General features: G+C 38.2%; 15 protein-coding genes. 10 read left to right on the forward strand and 5 right to left on the reverse strand.

Annotation, left to right across the window (positions count from 1 at the left end; all coding sequences use genetic code 11):
• The first annotated feature begins 11 nt into the window (after window positions 1–11).
• From DM558_RS03115 to DM558_RS03150, 8 genes are all read left to right on the forward strand, one after another.
• The gene (locus DM558_RS03115; RefSeq protein WP_127162008.1) at window positions 12–824 is read left to right on the forward strand and encodes a rhodanese-like domain-containing protein; all 813 of its coding nucleotides are present in this window, start codon (window positions 12–14) and stop codon (window positions 822–824) included.
• Window positions 825–1,697 carry an archaetidylserine decarboxylase gene (gene asd, locus DM558_RS03120; RefSeq protein ID WP_127162009.1) on the forward strand — a complete coding sequence of 291 codons (873 nt, stop codon included), beginning with the start codon at window positions 825–827 and terminating at the stop codon, window positions 1,695–1,697.
• A 196-nt stretch (window positions 1,698–1,893) separates the two neighbouring features.
• Window positions 1,894–3,966, forward strand: coding sequence for an EAL domain-containing protein (locus tag DM558_RS03125; protein WP_127162010.1), 2,073 nt, complete (start codon window positions 1,894–1,896; stop codon window positions 3,964–3,966).
• 143 nt (window positions 3,967–4,109) lie between these two features.
• On the forward strand, window positions 4,110–4,748 hold the full coding sequence (locus DM558_RS03130; protein WP_127162011.1) for a nicotinamidase: 639 nt from the start codon (window positions 4,110–4,112) through the stop codon (window positions 4,746–4,748).
• Window positions 4,748–5,950: a nicotinate phosphoribosyltransferase gene (gene pncB, locus DM558_RS03135; RefSeq protein WP_127162012.1), complete on the forward strand. Its 1,203-nt coding sequence runs from the start codon at window positions 4,748–4,750 to the stop codon at window positions 5,948–5,950. The genes DM558_RS03130 and pncB overlap by 1 nt, the downstream gene beginning before the upstream one ends.
• Window positions 5,951–5,965: 15 nt before the next feature.
• Window positions 5,966–6,802 (forward strand): ammonia-dependent NAD(+) synthetase, encoded by an 837-nt coding sequence (nadE, locus tag DM558_RS03140; protein ID WP_127162013.1) that lies wholly within the window; start codon window positions 5,966–5,968, stop codon window positions 6,800–6,802.
• A gap of 83 nt (window positions 6,803–6,885) precedes the next feature.
• Complete coding sequence (locus DM558_RS03145) at window positions 6,886–8,325, forward strand: M48 family metalloprotease (protein ID WP_127162014.1); 1,440 nt, start codon at window positions 6,886–6,888, stop codon at window positions 8,323–8,325.
• A 7-nt stretch (window positions 8,326–8,332) separates the two neighbouring features.
• Window positions 8,333–8,569 (forward strand): sulfurtransferase TusA family protein, encoded by a 237-nt coding sequence (locus tag DM558_RS03150; protein ID WP_109703031.1) that lies wholly within the window; start codon window positions 8,333–8,335, stop codon window positions 8,567–8,569.
• A gap of 41 nt (window positions 8,570–8,610) precedes the next feature.
• On the opposite strand, the gene DM558_RS03155 is transcribed toward DM558_RS03150, so the two are convergent.
• On the reverse strand, window positions 8,611–10,323 hold the full coding sequence (locus tag DM558_RS03155) for a proline--tRNA ligase (protein WP_127162015.1): 1,713 nt from the start codon (window positions 10,321–10,323) through the stop codon (window positions 8,611–8,613).
• 257 nt (window positions 10,324–10,580) lie between these two features.
• Between DM558_RS03155 and DM558_RS03160 the strand changes: the two genes are divergently transcribed.
• The gene (locus DM558_RS03160; RefSeq protein WP_228411842.1) at window positions 10,581–11,045 is read left to right on the forward strand and encodes a L,D-transpeptidase family protein; all 465 of its coding nucleotides are present in this window, start codon (window positions 10,581–10,583) and stop codon (window positions 11,043–11,045) included.
• A gap of 671 nt (window positions 11,046–11,716) precedes the next feature.
• On the opposite strand, the gene DM558_RS03165 is transcribed toward DM558_RS03160, so the two are convergent.
• The 4 genes from DM558_RS03165 to hslO all read right to left on the reverse strand — a co-directional run bounded on the left by DM558_RS03165 (window position 11,717) and on the right by hslO (window position 16,160).
• Entirely contained in the window at window positions 11,717–12,784 is a 1,068-nt protein-coding gene (locus DM558_RS03165; protein ID WP_127162016.1) for an LOG family protein, read from the reverse strand.
• Between the two features lie 121 nt (window positions 12,785–12,905).
• A complete protein-coding gene (proP, locus tag DM558_RS03170; RefSeq protein ID WP_127162017.1) occupies window positions 12,906–14,408 on the reverse strand; it encodes a glycine betaine/L-proline transporter ProP in 1,503 nt (500 codons plus the stop codon).
• Between the two features lie 298 nt (window positions 14,409–14,706).
• Window positions 14,707–15,264 carry a DUF4166 domain-containing protein gene (locus tag DM558_RS03175; protein ID WP_127162018.1) on the reverse strand — a complete coding sequence of 186 codons (558 nt, stop codon included), beginning with the start codon at window positions 15,262–15,264 and terminating at the stop codon, window positions 14,707–14,709.
• A 2-nt stretch (window positions 15,265–15,266) separates the two neighbouring features.
• Window positions 15,267–16,160, reverse strand: a complete 894-nt coding sequence (gene hslO, locus DM558_RS03180; protein ID WP_127162019.1) for an Hsp33 family molecular chaperone HslO — start codon at window positions 16,158–16,160, stop codon at window positions 15,267–15,269.
• 332 nt (window positions 16,161–16,492) lie between these two features.
• On the opposite strand from hslO, the gene DM558_RS03185 reads away from it, so the two are divergent.
• Window positions 16,493–16,873 (forward strand): diacylglycerol kinase, encoded by a 381-nt coding sequence (locus DM558_RS03185; RefSeq protein WP_109703024.1) that lies wholly within the window; start codon window positions 16,493–16,495, stop codon window positions 16,871–16,873.
• The last annotated feature ends 78 nt before the right edge of the window (window positions 16,874–16,951 follow it).

The raw sequence follows: 16,951 nt of genomic DNA on the forward strand, positions 1-16,951 counted from the left end.
GTACATAGTTAATGCCCCAGCTTAGTGATTTACCGTTGGTAATAGAGCCAAAAGATTATTTGGATATGCCTCCCTCATCTAATATAGTTTTGGTTGATATTGGGAGTTCGATACGCTATCAGCAAGGGCATATAACCAATGCCTATAATATTGAACCAAAACAAATTCAATCCCAATCGGGTATTTTTGGGTTATTACCTGATAAATCAACATTGCAGACGCTATTGGCACAGTTAGGTCATTCTGAAAATGTAACTTATATTGTTTACGATGATGAAGGTGGTGGATGGGCCGGCCGGTTTATATGGATATTAGATAGTATAGGACATCACAAATATCATTATTTAAATGGCGGTTTACATGCATGGATTAAAGAGGGATATCCTCTCTCTACTGATGTTCCTCTAAAACGAAAAGAGACTGCGGTTGAGTTAGTTATCCATGACCAGCCAACTGCAACATTAGATTATATCCAAAGCCGTTTAGGTGCTGAGGATTTTGTTATTTGGGATGCTCGTTCTGATGCTGAGTATGATGGTGAAAAAATATTAGCCGCTAAAGGCGGGCATATTCCGGGTGCTATGCACTTTGAATGGACTGATGCAATGGATAAAACCAATGGTTTACGCATTCGCAGCGATATCGAAAAGTGTTTAAATTCTCTTGGTATTACTAAAGATAAAGAGGTGGTGACACATTGCCAATCTCATCATCGATCGGGTTTCACTTACCTTATTGCTAAATCGCTTGGGTATAATATTAAAGCTTATGCCGGTTCTTGGTCAGAGTGGGGTAATCATCCTCATACAGCTGTGGAAAATTAAATGACTTTTAAAAAACGACTTTTTATTATTGTACAATACTTAACACCTCAACATTTATTATCAAGATTTATTGGCTGCTTAGCTGATAGTGAAGTAGTCTGGTTCAAAAATAAATTAATTAGTTATTTTATTGAGCGGTATAAAGTAAATATGAGTGAGGCGGTTTCTGAAAGTTACCTTGAGTATAAAAGCTTTAATGAGTTTTTTACTCGTCCTTTGAAAGAAGGAATGCGTCCAATAGATCAGGCTGCCGATAGCGTTGTTTGCCCCGCTGATGGTGCTATCAGTGAAATAGGAACAATTACTGAGGGGCGTATTTTACAAGCAAAAGGGCATGACTATAGCTTGGTTGATTTATTAGGCGGAGATACAGAAAGAGCACGTTCTTTTTTGAATGGTAGTTTTGCTACAGTTTATTTGTCTCCCAGTGATTATCATCGTGTGCATATGCCAGTTACAGGTACTCTAAGAGAGATGATTTACGTACCAGGACAATTGTTTTCTGTTAATCAAACGACGGCTGAAAATGTGTCTGGGCTATTTGCGCGTAATGAGCGGGTTGTTTGTCTTTTTGACACAGCGTATGGGCAAATGGCAGTTATATTGGTTGGTGCTATGATTGTGGCCAGTATTGAGACGGTATGGGCTGGCTTAGTAACACCGCCTAAAAGAGCGATTAAGGTAACTCAGTATGATGAAAATAACCGAAAACCTATTGTGTTGGAGAAAGGGGCTGAATTAGGACGCTTTAAATTAGGCTCAACGGCAATCGTTCTTTTTGAACAATCAGTGGTTGATTGGGCTAAGGCTGTTGAACGATTAACTGCTACAAAAGTGGGGCAGCGCTTAGGAACTATCACTGCTAAAGTATAGAAAGTTGACTTAAGAGTGTATTCTAATCTAAAGAGCTCGTTTCATATGATCGTCTTTATGTTATAATCTCAAGGCTTTTCAGGGCATTACTTGAAGGTTAGGATGTTAAATTGTTATTAATGGCTAAGTATTATAGTTTACGTATGGATAAAGTAAGTTGTTGTGCTTGGTTAAAGAAAGCACAAGATGAGTAATTATGGAAACAAAAAATCTTCGTTTATTAGTTCTAGATGACTCGCCCAACGAGGCGGAACGTTTCGCTGCTATTTTTCGTAATGCAGGTTATGCCACTAGATTACATAGAATAGCTTCCGCTGATGATGCTAATTCTGTACTTGATCAGTCATGGGACTTAGTTATTGCGACGTCTATGAATGATAACTATGATTCATTAGCACTATTGCAACTAATCAGATCAAAGCATTTAGATATTCCGTTTCTGCAACTTGTTGAACCAGCTTTAGCGACTAATGAGCAAGAAGTTATTGGCTATTTGAAAAAAGGCGTTCAGGGTGTATTGTCTTTAGAGGCAGGTGATGAGTTTCTTCTCTTAATAGCTCAACGCGAACTTTATAATTTAATTAGGCGCCGTTCGTTAGTGAGGGTTGAAAAAAAATTATCAGAATCTGAGCGCCGTTGTAACCTATTACTCGATTCTTCTGTTGATGCTATTGCCTATATTCATGAGGGTATGCATATTTATATTAATCAGGCCTATGCAGACATGTTTGCTTATGGAGATAAGTCAGAGATGGAGGGGTTATCGATTATTGATCTTGTATCAGCGGATAATCCGAATGATTTAAAAGATATGTTTAAGCACCGTGTTGAATCAACATTAGCTTGCCGTGGCATTAAGGAAGATGGTTCAAAGTTTCCTATTATAATTACAACATACCCCGCCTCTTATGATGGTGAGGAGTGTATGCAAGTCATTATTAGGCAGCAACAAGAGGAAGGGGTAAATCATGATCTTTTAGAAGAAAAGATTCGTGAAATGAGCAGCTTAGATTCATTAACAGGTCTGTATAACCGTGCTTATTTATCTACCTTGCTTGATAATGCGATGCATCATATAAAATCTGCCGAGTCTAAAGCAACTCTATTATATATCCATATCGATAATTTTGATGCACTATCAGTGCAAATAGGAATTACAGGATCAGACTCTTTACTGGTAAGCTTTGCAAATTTATTAAAAGAATATTTCTGTCATGGGGAAAGTTTAGCAAGGCTCTCTGATGATGCCTTTGTTGTATTGATCCCAAATAAGAAATCATACGAATTAATTGATCGTATTAAAGCGTTACAAGAAAAAATAACAGAGATTATTTTTGATGTGAATGACTTCTCTATTCAAATTACAATTTCTGTGGGTGTTGCCGACTTTGATAAAAGCTCGACAAATCCACAAGAAGTGATGGACAGAGCTCACCGTAGTGTAGAGTCAGTAACTGGTGTTAACTCAATTAAAGTTTATGATCCTGCTGAGGAGTTAGCAAAAGCGGCTTCACAAGGCGACTTACTTGCAACATTACAACAAACGTTGCAGCAAGAATCATTAAAGTTATTGTATCAACCTATCGTTAGTTTACGTGGAAAATCTTACGAGTTGTATGAAGCACGTTTAAGAATGCTTGATACTGAAGATAAAGAATTGCCTTTAACAAAATTGTTAGATGTTGCTTCTTCTGCAGGAATGGCTGAGCAAATTGATCGTTGGGTAATTGTAAACTCGTTGAAAGAAGTTGCTAGCATGCGTGCGGCTGGCCATAAGCCACGCGTATTTGTACAAATTGGTGCTGATACATTAAAGAATGAGCAACTATTAGGTTGGTTAGAGAAAATGTTTGTGGCGACTAAATTACCACCAGAATGCTTAATTATTGAGTTTTCTGAAAGTGATGCTGCAACTTATTTAAAACAAGCCCAAGGGCTAGTGAATGGTTTAAATGAAATGAGCTGTCAGTCGGTTATCAGCGATTTTGGTAAGGACGAAAACTCATTACTAACATTAAATCATTTAAATACGTCTTTTGTTAAAGTCGCGCCCGTGTTGGTTCAAGCGTTACGCAAGCCTGAGGGCGTTGAAGCATTAACAAATTTACTTAATAAGTTAGCTGACTCTAAGAGAAAAACTATCGCGCCATATGTTGAAACAGCTAGTGTTTTATCAGTTTTATGGCAAGCAGGTGCTGACTATATTCAGGGTTATTATTTGCAACGCCCTATGCCTAACATGAGCTATGATTTTTCAGCGGGTCAATAATAATAGTGAGTGAAATTTTAAAACCTGATATACAAAAGTATCAGGTTTTTTATTTTTTAATCAGCAAATATTGTTTTTATAGCGTGTTAACTGTATTACTGGGTTAACAAAGATTTTTATTTATAACTGCTAGGTTGGATACTATGAGAATCGCTAGCTTTGATATAGATGCCCAAAAAGGCTTCACACCGCTTTGCCCCAAGGAGCTTCCTGTGGCTGGGGGGGACCAAATAGTCACCACACTAAATGAAATGGCTAAGCGAGCAACGATCAGAGTAGGGAGCAAAGATGCCCATACCCCTAAGGCCGTTTGGATTGTTGATAAGCCAGATGCAATGTTACAACCATTATCCTACCCTAATGCCGATTTAACATGGGTTGCTCACTGTATTGCAGGAACTAAAGGGTTCGAACTGTTAGATGGATTGCCGGCAGTAAATGATTATGACTTCTTTGTTTGGAAAGGAATCGAGCCTGATATGCATCCTTACGGTGCTTGCTATCATGATTTAAATGGAAAGCTATCAACAGGTATTATTGAGTTCTTGAAGCAAAAGAATATACAGTGTGTACTCGTTGGTGGATTAGCATTAGATTACTGTGTTAAAAATACAGCAATTCAACTGGCTAAAGCTGGTTTTCAGGTTATTGTTTTATTAGAGGCAACACGCGCTATTGCTGAGTCGACCAAGCAAAGTTCAATTTTTGAAATGCAACAGTCAGGTGTAGTTATTTGTAATGATATAGCTGCATTAGATCAATTACTAATAGGGGATAAATAATGGAGAGCACTATATTCTCTCAACATATTATTAGAGGCATCTTAGATACTGATTTTTATAAGTTAAGCATGATGCAAGCTATTCTACATAATTATCCCAACGCTGAGGTTGAGTGGGAGTTCCGTTGCCGTGACCAAGAAGATTTTACAGCCTATATCCCAGAAATTAAAAGGCAAATAGAAGAGTTGGCTGATTTACAGCTAACAGAAGATGAGCAAAATTACTTGTCACATATTAAGTTTTTAACGCCAGATTATATTCGGTTTTTACGTTTATTTCGTTTTAATCCGCGTTATGTCACAGTGAGCGTTGAAAACGGCCAGTTGAGTATTATTTTAAAAGGGCCATGGCTACATATCGTGTTATTTGAAATTGCATTATTAGCCATTATCAGTGAAGTACGTAATAAAGCGCGTTACCCAAGTGTAGAGCTAAAACAAGTTAATGATCGGTTATATGATAAGTTAGATAATTTAACAAAAATGGCCAGTGATGATGAGCTTAAAGAGTTTAAATTAGCTGATTATGGTACCCGTCGCCGTTTTTCCTACGAAGCTCAACATTCTGTTGTAGAGATTCTGACTAAAGAGTTCCCTGGGAACTTTGTCGGTACCAGCAATGTTCATTTAGCACAAAAATTTAATATCAGACCGTTAGGAACAATGGCTCATGAATGGATTATGGCACACCAACAACTTGGTTTCAGGTTAAAGGATTGCCAAATCGCAGCGCTTGATTGTTGGGTTAGAGAATACCGTGGTTTATTAGGGATTGCCTTAACTGACTGTATTACAATGGATGCTTTTTTAAAAGATTTCGATTTGTATTTTGCTAAGTTATTTGATGGATTACGTCATGACTCGGGGGATCCAATCATTTGGGCTGAAAAAGCCATTGCACATTATAAGTCATTAGGTATTGACCCTCGAACAAAGACATTAGTATTTTCAGATGGTCTAAATTTCCCTAAAGCACTGTCTATTTTTCGACAATTAAGGGATAGAATTAATGTTAGCTTTGGTATCGGTACTAATTTGACTTGTGATATTGAAGGCGTGTCAGCTACCAATATGGTCATTAAAATGGTCAGTTGTAATGGGCAGCCGGTTGCTAAAATTTCAGACTCGCCGGGTAAAACGCAATGCCGTGATGCAAGTTTTGTCAGTTATTTAAAGCATGTATTTAATGTTGAAAGTGAATAGGTTTGGAGAATAGTCATGGCAAATTCATTAGAAATACAACAAACGATTGCTCAAGCTTTAAATGTTTGCCCGCCATTTAAAACAGAACAAGAGATGATCACTGAGTTAAAGCGTCGTATTCAGTTTTTGAAAGATACATTAAAACAATCAGGACTAAAAGTTTATGTATTGGGTATCAGTGGGGGGGTTGACTCACTCACAGCAGGAATGATGACGCAACGTGCTATCAATGAGTTGAGAGAAGAAATGGGAGACTCGGCCTATCGTTTTATCGCAGTACGTCTACCGTATAAGCAACAAGCAGATGAAGCAGAAGCTATGCAATCAATAGAAGTGATTGCACCCGATGGCTGTGAGATTATTAATATAGCCCCCAGTGTAGAGGGAATGGTTTCATCTGTTCATGCACTACAAACCGTGGCAGAAGCAAAAAGAGATTTTGTCATTGGTAATATTAAAGCGCGTGAACGTATGGTAGCGCAATATGCTGTAGCAGGGACTTATGACGGCTTAGTTATTGGTACCGATCATGCGGCTGAGGCGGTGATGGGCTTTTATACAAAGTTTGGTGATGGCGCCTTTGATATTGGCCCATTGATTGGTTTAGTAAAAAATCAAGTTAGAGCCTTTGCGCATTACCTTGGTGCACCGGATTATTTAGTTAATAAAGTACCAACTGCTGACCTAGAAGATTTAAAACCCGGTTTACCTGATGAAGTAGCACATGGTGTCTCATATGATGATATTGATGCTTTTTTGCATGGAAAGTCTGTTTCTTCTGATATATTTAAAAAAATAGTTGATACCTATCATAAATCAATGCATAAGAGAAAACTTCCAATAGGCCCTTAATTATAATGGGTAACACATTAATACTTTATAAAGTTATTTCAATTGATTAGGATAAGCATCTTTTAGTTTTATACAGAGGGATTATGACTTCTTTAGGTAAAGCACTCTTGCTAAGTTTAGGGGTAATAACCGCTTTGCCAGTGCTAGCCTATGATGATTTGCCTACCTTAGGAGACTCATCATCATCGATTGTCTCTCCTCAGGAGGAGTATCAGCTAGGTCGGGCATGGTTAAGCTTATTGCGCTCACAAGTTCCGCGTATTAATGACCCGTTATCGAAAGAGTTTATAGAAATAAAAGTTAATCGGCTAGCGCAAAGTAGCCGTTTGCAAGATAGACGGCTGGAGTTTATTTTAATCAGAGATGCTGAGCTCAATGCTTTTGCCGCCCCCGGTGGTATTATTGGGGTGAATGGTGGGTTGTTTTTATCTGCACCTAATGAAGCAGAGTTTATGGGCGTATTAGCCCATGAATTGGCGCATTTATCACAACGCCATTTCGCTCGTGGCATTGCAGCACAGCAACAGTTACAAGTTCCGATGATGACAGCTTTGTTGGTTGGTATTGTCGCTGCCGCCGCAGGTAGTCCTGATGCCGGAATGGCCACTATTTTAGGTTCACAAGCCGCGGCCTATCAAAATATGATGAGTTTCTCACGAGCAAATGAGCAGGAGGCTGACCGTGTTGGTATTGAAACGCTGGCCAAAGCGGGTTATAGCGCGCAGGCAATGCCTGATTTGTTTGAAATATTGATGAAAAAATATCGTTTTCAACAAATACCGCCAGAGTTCTTAATTACCCATCCACTGACAGAGTCTCGTATTGCAGACACCCGAAATAGGGCAGAGGGCTACCCTAAAAATGGTGTCCGAAATACATTAGAATACTCTTTGGTGCGAGCTAGAATACAGTCATTTTTTGAAGAGACGCCAGGTTCAAGCGTTCGCTTATTTAGAAGCTTACTTGAAAATAATCCTAATGATGAAGTATTACAATATGGCTTAGCTATCTCCTTATTAAAAAATAATAACCTATCTGCTGCGACCAATATACTTAAACAGTTATTAGCAAAATCACCCGATAATATATTTTATAATTTAGCCTATGTTGATTTGGATTTTTATCAAGGTAATTTGGCAGATGCTAACCAACGCATTCAAAAAATGTTATTGGCTAACCCTAATAACTATCCTATTACCAAGGCTTATGTTGATTTATTAATGAAGCAAAAAGACTATCAGCAAGCCAATAGAATCATGGAGCGATTAGTACGAACTCGCCCTAATGACCCTGATATTTGGAATCAAGCGGTTGAGGTGAGAGGAAAGTCAGGTGATATTATTGGGGTGCACCAAGCGCAAGCACAATATTTATCGTTAACAGGGAATTTTGATACAGCACTTGAGCAGTTAAAGTTTGCACGCCAAAAAGCAGGTAATAGTTTTCAACAATTGGCGATGATCGATCAGCAAGCTAAAGAAATACGTACTATGCAAGAAACTGTGAAACAATTTTTACAATAGGTTTTTAATGATGGATATTAGTGTTAATGAAGTATTAGATACCACAGGGCTTACATGTCCATTGCCGTTATTAAAAGCAAAACAAGCTTTAGCCAATTTAAATGCAGGCGATGTATTAAAGGTGATTGCAACGGATGCGGGCAGTCAGCGAGATTTTAGAAGTTTTGCTAAATTGTCAGCCCATCAGTTACTTCATGAAGAAGCCGTTGATGGTATTTACAGTTATTGGTTAAAAAAGGGTTAATAAAAAAGGCTAGTATAACTAGCCTTTTTTAGTAGATTGCTTTATTTAATCAGAGTTTTTAGCTCATCTAAAATGTTTGCCAATGGCAAGTTTTTAGACTCTGACTCACAACGGTTCTTATATTCAAGCTGCCCTTCTTTGAGTCCACGATCACTGATAACAACACGGTGTGGAATACCAATAAGATCCATGTCTGAGAATTTAACCCCAGGGCTGGTTTTCTTATCACGATCATCGAGCAGTACTTCATAACCGAGTTTGTTCAGGTCATTGTAGAGCTTATCAGCGACTTCTTTAATTGCAGGGTCTTCGTATTTTAAAGCGACAATAGCAATTTGGAAAGGCGCCATAGCTTCTGGCCATAAAATACCACGGTCATCATAGTTTTGCTCAATCGCAGCAGCAACCACACGAGAGACACCAATACCGTAGCAACCCATGGTGAGCTCAAGCGGTTTACCATTTTCAGCTAATACAGTGCAGTTCATTGAATGAGTATATTTTGTACCGAGTTGGAAAATGTGGCCTACTTCAATCCCACGACGAATAACTAATGAGCCTTTTCCATCTGGGCTAGGATCACCTTCAACCACATTACGTAGGTCAGCAGTTTCAGGTAAAGCAAGGTCTCTTTCCCAATTAATGCCAAAGTAATGTTTCCCTTCAATATTAGCGCCAGCGCCAAAATCACTCATCATGGCAACAGAGCGGTCAATAATACAAGGAATTGCTAGATTAACAGGGCCTAATGAACCGGGGCCAGCACCAATAGCTGCTTGTATTTCATCTTCAGTTGCAAAAATGAGCGGGCTTGCAACTAATGGGTGATTAGCCGCTTTAATTTCGTTTAGTTGGTGGTCGCCCCTTATGACTAAGGCTACTAATGACCCTTCTTCTGAACCTTTTGCAATTAAAGTCTTAACAGTTTTTTCAATCGGTAATTTAAACTGCTCAACTAAGGCATTAATGGTTTTACAATCAGGAGTGTCAACTAATTGCATGTCTTTTGTTGGTGCAGGGCGACTAGTTTCACGAGGGATAGCTTCTGCTTTTTCAATATTAGCAGCATAGTCTGATGTATCACTGAAGACGATATCATCTTCCCCTGAGTCAGCAAGTACATGGAACTCATGTGAGCCGGAACCGCCTATAGAACCGTTGTCTGCTTGTACAGGACGGAAATCCAATCCTAAACGACTAAAAATATTTGAGTAGGCACGGTACATATCATCATAAGTTAATTGCAAAGACGCTTGGTCAGTATGGAACGAGTAAGCATCTTTCATTAAAAACTCACGTCCACGCATTAAACCAAAGCGGGGGCGGATTTCATCACGAAACTTAGTTTGAATCTGGTAAAGTGTTAGGGGCAGTTGTTTGTAGCTACTGACTTCATTGCGGACTAAATCAGTAACAACTTCTTCGTGGGTAGGGCCAAAACAAAACTCGCGTTGATGGCGATCTTTAAGGCGTAGAAGTTCAGGACCGTATTGTTCCCAGCGTGTTGACTCAACCCAAAGTTCTGCTGGTTGTACCGCAGGCATAAGAATTTCTTGTGCGCCAATGGCGTTCATTTCTTCTCTGACCACTTTTTCTACTTTACGCAAAACACGTAAACCCAGCGGTAACCATGTATAAAGGCCGGCGGCTAACTTACGTACCATGCCAGCACGTAACATGAGTTGATGGCTGATAACCACTGCATCTGCAGGTGTTTCTTTCACTGTGGGGAGTAAATATTGACTAGTACGCATGTTATGTTCACATAAATGAGGTTAGAAAAGGATCATTTTATAGGTTGACTAGCATCGCATTCAATAGCAAAAGTAAAAGAAATAGATATATTTTTGATTAACTACTTTTATCTCATCAGTTAAAGCATTACAATGCGCTGCTTGTGAGGGTTGGTGCTGGTTTTTTGCTAGGGTATTTATTTGTAATGCGTCGCTTGTTTAACTTTTTATTTATTTTAATGGTCTTTATTAGCGGTAGTCTTTGGGCTAATGATGGTATGGCTCAGTCGAGTGTTATTACAACAACAAAAATAAGACCTACCATTGACAAGGTTTTGGTTGAAAAGTCAAAACGTAAACTGTATTTGATGAGCGGTAGAAATGTTATTAAAACGTATAATATTTCATTAGGTAAAAAACCTGTTGGCCCTAAAGTGATGGAGGGCGATAAGCGAACACCTGAAGGCTTGTATTGGATCGACTGGCGTAAGCAGAGTGATAAGTTTAATTTAGCAATGCATATCTCATACCCTAATTCTAGAGATGTTGTTCAAGCAAAAAAACAAGGCGTTTCGCCGGGCAGCATGATCATGATTCATGGTACACCCATTGATCAAGAGTATCCTGAGTGGTATTTTCGAGGATTAAATTGGACTGATGGCTGTATCGCTATGATGAATTGGGACATGAAAGAGGTGTGGAGTCTTGTAAAAGACGGCACGTTGATTGAGATTAGGCCTTAAAGAATAATACATACTAGCGTTTAAGGCTTATTGTTAATTTTTACATTGTCTATTCATGATGTAAACAATGGTCCATGGAGGATATATTCATGAAGTATTCCAATCGTTGAGTTATTAGTTTTTTAGTCATAGATCTTGCCATTTATGGTTGTTCGCCAAAGATTTATTAATCTAGTTAATGATTATTCGCTATATTTTTTACATAAATAGTTGATTTACTTAAGTGGTACGTTGGTTTTTTGTATGATGACGCTTGCTGTTATCTTAACGGCATGTTTTAGTTTAGTTAGTTAACTCATTATGAAAGTCATCGTCATATTGCGATATGGTATTGTGTAAAAAGTGAGCTTTCAGAACAGTTTCATCATGATTTAGCCACTATTTGTCAGTAAGCATAGGCTGATTTATATTATATTAATTCTTTAGTAAAGAATGACTTACTTGAACAGTTAGAACAATGTATTGCCCATAATGAAAAGAGGGTAAGCATCTTTTTTGTGGACCTGAATCTTTATTGGATGCTATAAAAGGGTTGTTAAAGTGTAAAAATATAGGCGTAACTTGTTTGCATTGTGATCATTTCAATATGTGTTAAACCGAGGTGTTGAAGCATAAATAAAAAAACCTAGAGAGCTAATGGATTCTCTAGGTTTTTTATAGTTAAGATGAGGTTAGTGAGACCAGTTTTGAGGTAAGTTAATATAGTCGATCAACTCTCTTAGTCGGCCATGTAATTTACCAGTAAAAGAGAAGAGCAGGTAAGTAAGATGCTTAAACTCATCCTCTTTAAAGCTCTCAGCATACGCTTGCTGTGTAAACTGGCTACCACTTATATCTTTGAAGTTTTCATTAATATAGGATAATGCATCGTTTGTTAATGCATGGTTTAATCTCAGTGCGAATGTGTCTTTAAACCAGCGGCTAGAGTTAAAGTTTTTATAAAACTGCAATATTTCCTGTGTGGCCTCTTCTGAGGTATGTACAAGTTTCATGAGCTTCATATCACTGGGCACAATATAGTGTTCATCTTTTAAATGTTTTTCAAAATAGCTGATAGCATCTTTCCAGTACGAGCTTCCATGTGTTTCTAGCATAATAACGGGAATCAGTGGTGTTTTTCCCGTTTGAATAAGGGTTAAAACTTCCATTGCTTCATCCCAAGTACCAAACCCACCAGGGCATAATACGATAGCTTCTGTTTCTTTCACAAAGAATAATTTGCGAATAAAAAAGAATTGGAAGGTTACCAGAGCATCGCTGTCTCTCATGGTTTTATTGGCATGTTGCTCAAAAGGCAGCTTGATGTTAAAGCCGAGAGCATTATTTTCGCCAGCCCCTTCGTGGGCAGCGGCCATGATACCATTACCCGCACCAGTGATGACAATAAAACCATTATCAGCTAATAATTTTCCTAACTCTTTTGCTTGTTGATAAAGTGGATTAGTTACTGGTGTACGAGCTGATCCAAAAACAGTAACTTTTCGATGCCGTTTAAAGCGTTCAAGCAAAGTAAAACCTTGCTCCATCTCGGTGAGGGCATTTTTAGCTATTTTTGTATCCCAATGGCTACGTTCAGCTTGGACAAGTCGGGTAGCGGCTAAAAAAAGTTCTTTATAAAGAGCATGTTCCTTCGCACCACTCGGTAATGCAAGGTTAAGGAGTTCGTCAATTTTTTTATTAAGCTCTGTTGAGCTGGCAGAGTGGTGCCTATTTAACTCATTATCATGTTCGTTCATCATTGTATTATCCTAACACTTGAGAGTGTCTTATTTTTAAAGGAAGTATGCTAGTGTGTTATAGGAGATGTGTCAATTAAGAAGGGGAGGTTAAGGTGTAATAAACCACCTTAACCTAGTTGTGCTAATTTAGTTTAGGATGTTGCTCGATGAGCTGTTCTCTTTTTTCTGTGAGTGCGTCAATTTGTGCTGTAAGATCTTCTACTTTTGCTTCAATACTATCATGATGCTCTTGTAAAAGTTCTTTAGCTTCAGCCTTATCAGAAGCAGCTGGTGTTGCTCCACGTAAAGGTTTATTTGCTGTTTCTTTTGTAAAGGAGATAGCAACAAAACCAATCACTGCAACAATCATTAAGTAATATGCAGGCATCATTAAATTTTGGGTAACTTCAATTAGCCATTGAGCAATGAGCGGTGTGGTACCACAAAATAATGAAACTGAAATATTAAATGAAATAGCTAATGCACTATAACGGATGCTTGTAGGAAATAGTGCAGGTAACGTAGAAGCCATTACGCCAGTAAGTAAACTGAGGAGTACGCCAAGTATCATAAGCCCTGTAAAGATATAGATAACATCATCATGCATAATGAGATGGAAACTAGGGATCGCAAGGAAAAATAAACCGAACGAAGCAATGGTAATCAGTGGTTTTCTACCAACTTTATCACTCAGTAAGCCAATAAAAGGCTGTACACATAACATACAGATCATAATCACAATAATTAAGATCACTCCATGGCTTTCAGAGTAATGTAAGTTACTACTTAAATAACTTGGCATATAGGTTAATAGCATGTAGTAGGTCACATTCCATACAATCACAAGTCCCATACAAATGAGTAGTGGTTGCCAATGGCGAGTAACTATCTCTTTAAGTGATATTTTACTAATACCATGCTCAGCATCTGACTGTTGTTTTTCTTGCATTTTTTCAAAGGCAGGCGTTTCGTCAATATTACTCCTTAGATAAAGTCCTATCAGACCAAGAGGGCCTGCAAGAAGGAAGGGTATTCTCCACCCCCATTCAAGCATTTTTTCATCACCAAGAAGGTGTGTAATCAGTGTAACTAGACCTGCCCCTACTAAAAAACCAGCGGTAGAGCCAAAGTCTAACCAACTTCCCATGAATCCACGCTTACGATCAGGAGAGTATTCAGCGATGAAAATGGTTGCTCCTGTGTATTCACCACCGGTGGAGAAGCCTTGCAAAAGACGGCAGCAAAGCAGCAATATGGGTGCCCAAATGCCGATACTTGCGTAGCCAGGAATGAGTCCTATACAAAAGGTACTGATAGCCATAATAATAATGGTGGTTGCCAATATTTTTTGACGACCAAGTTTATCCCCTAACAGGCCGAAAAATATTCCACCAACAGGACGAATAATAAATGCGACAGCAAATGTGGCCAGTGCCGCTAATATTTGAGTTGAACCTGATGTTTCGGGAAAGAAGACTTTACCAAGGGTGACAGCAATAAAGCCGTAAACACCGAAATCGAACCATTCCATTGCATTGCCAAGAGCCGAAGCGGCAACTGCTTTCTTTAGTTTTTTGTTATCAATGATGGTAATATCATTAATTTTTAATTCTTTATTGTGGGGTGATATTAAATCCACTGGCATACGTTTTCCTCTATAAGGTGGAACAAGACAAGTGGCAATCTACTGATTAAGTTGAAACAGATACAAGCGAACAAACAAGAAGAGAATATTATTTAATATGTTCATAGCTAGCTGAGAGCTAGAGGCGTATCTAAAATGCGCCGAGAGTTTGTCTTGTGACGTTAATTTTAAAAGCAACACACCTTAAAATAAGTTAGCGATAATACTCTCTTTCATCATTATACCACAAAAAGTGCACTTTTTGTAAAATACATAATTAGTCTTATAATTAAAAATCATGCAGTGCTTTCAAAAAATATTATAAGACTGGATTTAAAAAGCCCCTGTATTCGAGCAGTATACCAATCAAGGGAAGTTCTGCCTTGGCAATAAATTGATAGGTTCCTTTCTCATCAATCCCTTCATTGGCAATAATTTTAGGGGACAAGAAAGAGGGCAGTTTCACACCAAGTAACGAGCAGTATTGGAGCCTCCAACACAGCCAATTATCAGCTAGCTCTAATTTATAATGTTGCTTAATCAGGCCAAAGCTTTCGCTCATGAGTTGAGGATTTTTTTTATCAATCATCAGTAGTGATGAAAATTTTTTATTACCAAAGCTTCTACTCCAACGTTCATTCCCTTGGTCAGTGTAGTAAACACTAACAGTAATCGGTAGGTTATTTCCTGGTTTTGGAAACCCCATAAAGGTGCGTATGATTTTGGCTAAAACATTATTAGAGCCCGTAGCATTAACATACCCCTTCCATAAATGGACGGGGGTATCATGAAATTGTTTAATTGCTGCTGGGAGTTCTTCATATTGCTTTCCCAATAGCTTTGCAAATAGATTAGAAGGCTTATTCTCTGTTGTCATGATTAGTGTTTCGTTTCAGATGGAGGTTCACTGCTGCCATCCTTAAATAGTTGAATGACATCCGCCTTATCAAACGTATAGTGTTGGTTACAGAATTGGCAATCAATCATAATATGACCATTTTGCTCTGCTATCAAAGCTAAAGCATCATCTAATCCTAGGCTACGTAATGCATTGGCTGATCTAGAGCGTGAACAGCTACATTGAAATTTTATAGGTTGTGCATCAAAGAGACGAATATCTTCTTCATGATACAGACGATGTAGAATAGTTGCATGAGGTGTTGATAAAAACTCATCAGTTGTTAATGAGTTTGCAAGTGTTGTAAGGTGTTGCCATGTTGCGCTCCTTTGCTCTGTATCATGCTGCTTTTCTTCGGGAAGCGACTGGATAAGCATTCCACCTGCTTTTTTGCCATCAGCACACAGCCAAAAAAAGGTAGGCAGTTGTTCTGAGCTTGCAAAGTAGTTAGAAAGACTTGTAGAAAGAGAGTCTCCCTCGAGTGCTACAACGCCTTGGTAACGTTTTCCTTGGGTAGGGTCAACGGTTAGCGTCAAAATACCATTGGGCATTAACTCGTTCAAGCTCATGTTGTTATCGATTTGCTCTTCCTCATAACGAGCTATACCGCGTATTTCTCGCTGGCTATTACACTCAACCATTAATAAAGGCAGTGGGCCTTCGGAGCGAACTTGTAATACTAATACCCCATCAAACTTTAATGTGCCACAAAGAAGGGCGCTGGCGGCTAATAGTTCACCTAACAAATTAGCAACCACGGGAGGATAGTTGTGTCGTTTTAGTACTTCGTGGTAACTTTGCTCTAGGGAGACAAACTCACCTTTGGCATCTAGGTTTTCAAATAAAAAACGTTGGGTTATGTCTTGTTTTGTCATGGTAGTTTTAAGTATTGGCTAATTAAATTGATAGTTTTACTTATTAAAATAGTAAACTATTAGTAAGTATAAGCTAACCGTATTATATACGTGTTTAGTTTAAAGATAGCCTTTATATATGGGTTATTGCACCTGATTACAAGGTATATAGCAAGCAAAATAAATAAAGCCTTTATTATTTACTGTTGCTAAGAGTATTTGTTGTGGTTAAATGTTGTATGGATATTTTTCCTGTGGTTTAAGACATACCTATTATTTGGATGTTGCTATTGTTTGTTATCTTATAGAGCAGTTAAACTAAGCGTTGTATTTTATTAAGAGAAGAAGTCAAAATGGAAAAATCCCCTTTTAAAGGAACACGTGGTTTCAAAAGAGTTGTGAATGCTACGGGGTATTCAATGTGTGGGCTTAAAACAGCCTTTGTTAATGAAGCTGCTTTTCGTTCGTTGCTTTTTTTAAGTATTGTTTTAATCCCAATAGCTCTTTTTCTACCCGTTGCACCTGTTGAAAAAGCAGTGATGGTTGCGGTTTGCTTGTTATCGTTGATTATTGAGTTATTCAATTCAGCGATTGAAGCGGTGGTGGACAGAATATCACTAGAGCGACATGAACTTTCTAAAAATGCTAAGGATTTAGGGAGTGCTGCGCAGTTTATAGGACTTTGGACAATTTTTATTGTTTGGGGAATTATTTTGATCGGTCATTATATTTGAGTGATTTATTTGTAACGTACGGGTATTTTAGAGCATTTTATTCGATAAAGTTTTGTATTTTCAGCAATGATAGTGCTA

The sequence above is a fragment of the Entomomonas moraniae genome, from assembly GCF_003991975.1.
GTDB lineage: Bacteria > Pseudomonadota > Gammaproteobacteria > Pseudomonadales > Pseudomonadaceae > Entomomonas > Entomomonas moraniae.